This window comes from Lacticaseibacillus camelliae DSM 22697 = JCM 13995, from assembly GCF_001311195.1.
Taxonomy (GTDB): Bacteria; Bacillota; Bacilli; order Lactobacillales; family Lactobacillaceae; genus Lacticaseibacillus; species Lacticaseibacillus camelliae.
The window spans coordinates 21,119-27,526 of sequence record NZ_BBAJ01000028.1 but is presented as its reverse complement, the minus strand read 5'-3'; the positions used below and the strand labels follow the sequence as shown (position 1 = coordinate 27,526).

General features: G+C 50.7%; 7 protein-coding genes and 2 pseudogenes. 4 read left to right on the top strand and 5 right to left on the bottom strand.

Features of this window, described 5'->3' with window-relative positions; all coding sequences use genetic code 11:
- Positions 1 to 96 precede the first annotated feature (96 nt).
- From JCM13995_RS06880 to JCM13995_RS06865, 4 genes are all read left to right on the top strand, one after another.
- Entirely contained in the window at positions 97 to 495 is a 399-nt protein-coding gene (locus JCM13995_RS06880; RefSeq protein ID WP_054663904.1) for a sigma factor-like helix-turn-helix DNA-binding protein, read from the top strand.
- A gap of 20 nt (positions 496 to 515) precedes the next feature.
- A complete protein-coding gene (locus tag JCM13995_RS06875) occupies positions 516 to 788 on the top strand; it encodes a helix-turn-helix domain-containing protein (RefSeq protein ID WP_025012556.1) in 273 nt (90 codons plus the stop codon).
- 359 nt (positions 789 to 1,147) lie between these two features.
- Positions 1,148 to 1,393 (top strand): helix-turn-helix transcriptional regulator, encoded by a 246-nt coding sequence (locus JCM13995_RS06870; RefSeq protein WP_225350768.1) that lies wholly within the window; start codon positions 1,148 to 1,150, stop codon positions 1,391 to 1,393.
- A 61-nt stretch (positions 1,394 to 1,454) separates the two neighbouring features.
- Positions 1,455 to 2,723: a site-specific integrase gene (locus JCM13995_RS06865; protein ID WP_054663901.1), complete on the top strand. Its 1,269-nt coding sequence runs from the start codon at positions 1,455 to 1,457 to the stop codon at positions 2,721 to 2,723.
- Positions 2,724 to 2,933: 210 nt separating this feature from the next.
- On the opposite strand, the gene rpsI is transcribed toward JCM13995_RS06865, so the two are convergent.
- From rpsI to JCM13995_RS06840, 5 genes and pseudogenes are all read right to left on the bottom strand, one after another.
- Positions 2,934 to 3,326, bottom strand: coding sequence for a 30S ribosomal protein S9 (gene rpsI, locus JCM13995_RS06860; RefSeq protein ID WP_054663899.1), 393 nt, complete (start codon positions 3,324 to 3,326; stop codon positions 2,934 to 2,936).
- Positions 3,327 to 3,339: 13 nt separating this feature from the next.
- Positions 3,340 to 3,786 (bottom strand): 50S ribosomal protein L13, encoded by a 447-nt coding sequence (gene rplM / locus JCM13995_RS06855; RefSeq protein ID WP_054663896.1) that lies wholly within the window; start codon positions 3,784 to 3,786, stop codon positions 3,340 to 3,342.
- A 184-nt stretch (positions 3,787 to 3,970) separates the two neighbouring features.
- A complete protein-coding gene (truA, locus tag JCM13995_RS06850) occupies positions 3,971 to 4,714 on the bottom strand; it encodes a tRNA pseudouridine(38-40) synthase TruA (protein ID WP_054663893.1) in 744 nt (247 codons plus the stop codon).
- Positions 4,715 to 4,756: 42 nt separating this feature from the next.
- Positions 4,757 to 5,550: pseudogene (locus JCM13995_RS06845) on the bottom strand (energy-coupling factor transporter transmembrane component T family protein).
- Positions 5,543 to 6,407, bottom strand: a pseudogene (locus tag JCM13995_RS06840) (energy-coupling factor ABC transporter ATP-binding protein). The pseudogenes JCM13995_RS06845 and JCM13995_RS06840 overlap by 8 nt, the downstream one beginning before the upstream one ends.
- Position 6,408: the final 1 nt, after the last annotated feature.

The window sequence follows — 6,408 nt, the reverse complement described above, 5'->3', positions numbered from 1 at the left end:
AAAATTGAGGACAAAAATATATTGAAACCGGTTTCACATCTCGATTTTTTTTCGTCTGTTATTAAGAAGAGCTCAAAATATTAGGAGGTTATCACGATGAGTAGCGAACGTGAAGTGTCAAAGATGTTCATCAGGTATGTTCAAGACGGGTTAAGAAACAAACGCATCGATCGATACCGCGCCGGTCTTAGACTGATTAATACAACACCGCTTGAAGACTGGCTACTTGAAGAAATCCGGGAGCCTTACCATCTCCAAGATTTCACCTTGACCCTTGAGGAAATTGCAAAGTTGGAGAATTTTGTTGACGACGAGCGGTTGTCAATGGCCGTCGCAACTCTTTCAACAGCTGATAAGATGGTTTTGTATCAGTATTACTACGATGAACTCAACGATGTGGAAATCGGTAGTCAGGTAGGTATAACTAGCCAAGGAGCAAATAAGCGCAGGCGGCGCGCATTGCAAAGGATTAAGGCAGCATACGAAAATATGTAGCGCGTGCGGAGGAGTATTCAATGCATTACACACAGATCGATAACCTGATCCCGGTTATCTTGGCAGCGCAGGGTGGAGATGATGAGGCAATGTCCCAACTACTGATAATGTTCAATCACGACTTCAACCGTGAGGCGGCATTTGGAAAAAGCTATGTCGATCCGGATTTGAAGCAAGAACTTCAAATTAAATTTGTGTACATCGTCAAACACTTCGACGTTGAAAAGCATTTGGCAGAGTCGTCCACAAACTCAAGTCGGAAACTCAAGTTCACGTCATTAAATAATAATTAATTTCGGATATGGTTTCATTTCCGAACTCACCTGTCGTCTGATATATCAGAGGCAGGTTTTTATTTGGCCCGCCATGTCCTTTGATAACTTAATAGCATCATTCAGCAACGAAGGCTCCGCAACGCCATGACCTCTCACGAGCGAGCGACTAACCCAGTGAGCCGGATACTTGTACGTCACCCTGACGAAACGAGGGAAAGAGGCTCTCTTTGAGATTCTCGATAGCCGATTGGAATCGGACTGAATGATGAACTGTTCTTCACAACATCAGTTTCGCCAACACTGCGAAGAAGGAGGTGTGTCATATTTCAGCGCAAGCAATAGAAGCGCGAATCGATTTTCCAATGGACGATCAGAACGTGATTGCGATTCGTAACGCTTTGTCTACCTTGTTTCTCGATGAAGTTAACAGGGCTCGCGAAGAACAATCACAGCATGATCGGTACCTGTTGAAGATGGAGTTGTGCGCGTACTTGAAGATTTCTAACAATACCTTGGACAAGTGGATTGAGCTTGGCCTACCAAGAATCAACATCTGTGGTGTTGTTCGCTATGATCGCGACGCAGTTGATGGATGGCTTCGCAAACGCGTTGAAGGATGGTAATATGTCGATGTAGCTTTACATCCTGTTCAAGCTCGTTGACAAACAACAGGAGGTAAATATCATGTCTATTACTAAAACTGATGCAGGCACTTACTTTGTGGAGGTGTTCTACCCTAAAGATATTCGCGGCATTCTTGACGTGAAAGTTCCACGTTACCGTAAAACCGTAGCGACAAAGTTGGAAGCCAGAACGCTGCAAAAACAGGTCGATGAGAAAATTAAGGAGGCTCAAAAAACACAATCAGCAAGTGCTATCAAGAAGAACGGGGAAATGCTATTCAAGAACTTTTACCGCGAAGTCTGGTGGCCGCTGTACGCTGCTGGCGCAACCGGACGTATTCGTATTATTCCTTCAGAGGAAACTCAAGCGAATACACGCAATATTTTCCGACTTCACCTGCTTCCAATGTTCGGCGAGTATTCAATGACTTACTTAAATCTCAATAAGCAGTTCGTCATGCAAGAACTGGCAATTCTGTCAGAGAAGTACGCAAACATTCGCACAGTCAAGTCTTACGTCAGTCAGATGTTTGATACCGCCGAAATGGTGGACTTCATCGATGTGAACCGGCTAGAAAAAGCTATTTCCTCCATCGGCAGTCCCAAAAAGGAACGGCTCGCCACTCGTCGCAAGATGACTGGCGAATCACTTTCCGCTGATGAAATGGTGGCTTGGCTCGACGCTGCCAACACAGATCACGAAAACGGCAAGTTAAGTGATCAAGATTATCTGTTACTTCTCCTTACACTCCACCTCGGAGATCGCAAGGGTGAATCATACGGATTGCAATGGAAGCACGTTGACTTCAACACCGGCTATGTTCTGATTATTCAAGCACTCAAGAAAAGCGGTAAGGTCGGTCCAACCAAGGCCAAGAAGGAAACCTCCCACGCTTTACCGCCGATTTTGATCCCGATGTTGAGAGAATGGCACGACAAACAAGCCATTGAACTCGCAGAAGTAAACCTAGAGTCTGGGCCAAACCAGTTTCTGTTTACCTACACGAACTTCCAAGGTGGGATCAACCAACCGTTACATGCCGACTATCTCAACTATCGTCTGAATTCAATCTATAAGCGCCACCCTGACCTCGTTCGGGTCACACCGCACAAGTTGCGGCATACGTTCTCAACACTTGCACGTCAAGGTGGTGCCAGCTTACAGCTGATCTCCGAAGCACTGTCACATTCCAGCATCAAGACCACGCGCGTGTATGTCAACACGCCTGATATTGTTGGTCTGGATGTTCATGATAAGTTCGCTGAACGAATCGCACAAGCAAGAGCGAACTCACTCGCACAGGAAATGAAACTCAACGAAATTCATTAAAATTGACGCACAAAAGAACGTAAGACTAGGACACGCGCCCCAAAAATTCTTGGAGCCAGGATTTCTCAAGCGAAAGACGCGCACAAATTATGCCCTAATTGAGGGGTCAAAAAAAAGTGGCTCGCCCTAATTGGGAGAACCACTTTCCGAGTTCGAAATATGCTTGAAACGTTGTCGTAGCAACGTTTCCATCTCGATAGCATAACGCTATTACCGTTTGCTAAATTGTGATGCTTTACGTGCCTTCTTGAGACCGTACTTCTTACGTTCCTTCATCCGTGGGTCACGGGTGAGCATGCCTGCACGCTTGAGCGGACCACGGAAATCCGGGTCTACACTCAAAAGTGCGCGAGCAATGCCATGACGAGTTGCGCCGGCCTGGCCGGAGAAACCGCCACCGTTAACGTTAACCAGAACGTCGTATGAGCCAGTCGTTTCGGTAATGCCGAAAGGCTGAGTCAAGTCGAGAATCAGGTTTTCGTACGGAAGGTAATCGTGAACGTCTTTACCGTTCATTGTGATTTTACCGGTGCCAGGAACCAAGCGGACCCGGGCAACGGAATTCTTGCGGCGACCTGTGCCGCTGTATGCTACTTCTGCCACAGTTGTGTCCTCCTTAAATTAGGTTCTTGATGTCGAGTACTTCAGGCTTCTGTGCTTCGTGAGGATGTTCTTCCCCCGCGTAAACGTGAAGCTTCAGGAATTGCTGGTGGCCAAGTGTATTCTTGGTTGGCAGCATCTTCTTGACCGCGTATTCGACCAGACGAGCCGGGTCATTCTTAAGGAGATCACCAGCGACTTCATGCTTCAAGCCACCTGGATGCTGTGAGTGATGGTAGTAAATCTTGTCGCTGGCCTTCCGACCAGTCAGCTTAAGCTTTGCTGCATTGATCACGATCACGTGGTCACCAACGTCAACGTTGGGAGTGTAGGTCGGCTTGTTCTTGCCGCGCAAGATAGTTGCAACGGTTGAAGCCAAACGGCCAAGGCTGATATCCGTGGCGTCGATAACGACCCACTTGCGTTCGATCTCACCTGGCTTAGCCAAATATGTTGTACGCACGATTTGTTTCCTCCAATATTCTGTGCTGTTTGACACCTTATAAGTTTCCGGGGCTTATTGTGGGGCAAACAATACCAGCGACTACTTTATCAAAAATCCGCGGGAAAGTCAACGCTTAGCGCACCAAGCGTAACATCAAAACCGCCCACCAGTCTGGAACCGCCAACCCTGCTTTGGGCTTGCCTTAGTAATAGACTTCTTTGAGGTATAACCCCGACGCAGGCGCCGTGCCCCGCGCCTGCTGCCGGTCTTTCACCTCGTACAGCCGCAGAAAATCGTGCACGTCGCGCCGACCGTTGCCAATCTCCAGCAAAGTCGCCACAATAATCCGCACCATATTGTACAAAAAGCCGTTGCCGTAAAACTCAAATACCAGCTCGTTATTCGCCTGGTCGTCTTGCACCGTTGCCTCGTAAATCGTGCGCACCTTATCCTCGATCACCCCACCGCTAGCGGCAAAGCTGGTGAAGTCGTGGGTGCCGACAACGTCCTTTAGCGCCGTGCGAATCCGGTCAACATCGAGCCCGTACGGGTAGTGCCCGGTGTACAATCGCTTAAACGGATCAGTAAAGCGGCCGCGCGCCACCCGGTACAAGTAACGTTTGCCCTTGGCCGAGTACCGCGCGTGAAAATCAGCCGGCACAATTTCCGCGTCCAGGATCTCAATGTCGAGCGGCATCAGGGAATTCATCGCCAGCCGCATCGCCCGCGCCGGAATCTCGCCGGGATAGTCAAAAGACACCACCTGGCCCAGAGCGTGGACCCCAGAATCGGTGCGGCCCGAGCCGTCAATATGGATCGACTCCACCTTGGCCATTTTCCCTAAGGCTTTTTGCAGCACGCCTTGAACCGTGCGCTGGTGCGGCTGAATCTGATAGCCGGCAAAGTTTGTGCCGTCATAGGCTAACGTCAGTTTGAAATGAGTCACAATTTTCTCCTAAAAAGCCTCGCTTGGCGGCGAGGCAACATCCTAAGCTCTCAGAAAGACCAGACTGACGGTCAAGGCAACCATCACGAGCCCGGCAAAAATATCCTTTTGGTGATACTGCAGAACCCGGTACTTAGTGCGGCCATCCCCGCCTTGATAGCCGCGAGCATCCATCGCGGTCGCCAGGTCCTCGGCGATGCCAAAACTGTCTACGAACAGTGGGATGAGCAGTGGCACCACGGCCTTCATCTGCTGAAACAAGTTGCCGGTGCCGAAATCGACCCCCCGGGCGCGCTGCGCATTCATGATCTTGGTGGTCTGATCCATCAGCGTCGGCACAAACCGCAAGGCAATCTGCAGCACTAAGGCCAGTTCAGTGACCGGCACGTGCAGCACCCGCAGCGGTTTGAGCAGCGATTCGACCGCATCCGCCAGCGAAAGCGGCTGGGTGGTCAGGGTCAACAGCGTCGAAACGAAAATGATCAGCACGAAGCGCATGAAAATGAACGCCCCGTTAGTCAGCCCGTACTGCGTGATGGCAAGCCACCCCCAAGACCAGTAGGTGGTGCCGCCTTTGGTGAAGAACACCTGCAGCATCACGGTGAACAGGATCAGCCAGATCATTGGCCGCACGCCCCGCAGGAAGAATCCGAGCTTAATTTTGGACGCCGCGACCATCACCATCGTCGCGACAAACATCAACAGGTAAGTCTGCCAGTTATTGGCCAGGAAAATGATCCCAATGTAGTAAAAGCTGGCCATCAGCTTGGTGCGCGGGTCCAGCTTGTGGACCAGGAGTCGCCAGGCAGATAGCGGCCAAGCAAGAGTTTAGTCATGCGCGCCGCCTCCGATCTGCTTGGCCAGCTGATCCGCCAGCTCATCAGTGGTCAGCGGCAGCGGGTCGAACCGAAACCCCTGTTTAGTCAAATCACGGGCCATGGCCGCCGTCTTAGGGAGCCCAAGCTGATGATTTTCCAGCCACTGCTCATTTTGAAAAATTTCGCGCGGTGTGCCTTCCTTGATTAAGTGGCCTTCATCCATCACGAGCACATGGTCGGCGTAATCGGCCACGTCATCCATTTGGTGAGTAACCAGCACAATGGTCATGCCTTGCTTTTCATGCAGCCTTTGAAACATCTTCATCATGTCATTGCGGCCAGCCGGATCAAGCCAGCGGTCGGCTCGTCAAGCACCAGCACCGTCGCTTCATCGCCAGCACGCCGGCGATCGCCACACGGCGCATCTGGCCACCGGAAAGATCAAACGGCGATTTCTCCAACACATCCTGCGGCAACCCAACGAGGTCGACCATCGCCGCGGCCTGCTTTTCCGCCTCAGCACTCGCCATGCCAAAATTTTCCGGGCCAAAAGCGATGTCTTTAGCAACAGTTTGTTCAAACAGCTGGTTTTCGGCAAACTGGAACACCATCCCCACCTGCTGGCGGATCGGTTTCAGGTTCTTGTTGTTGGTTTCGTTGGTGATCACACGGTCACCAATGGTCACCGTACCGGTGGTCGGCTTGAGCAGCGCGTTTAAGTGCTGCAAAAGCGTACTTTTACCTGACCCAGTATGCCCGATGATGGCGGTGTAGCTGCCATCCTTGATTGTCGTCGTGACGTCTTTCAGACCATCTCCGGCAAAGGGGGTCCCAGCCTGGTAGGTGAAGCTCACATGGTCGAATGTAATGTCCACA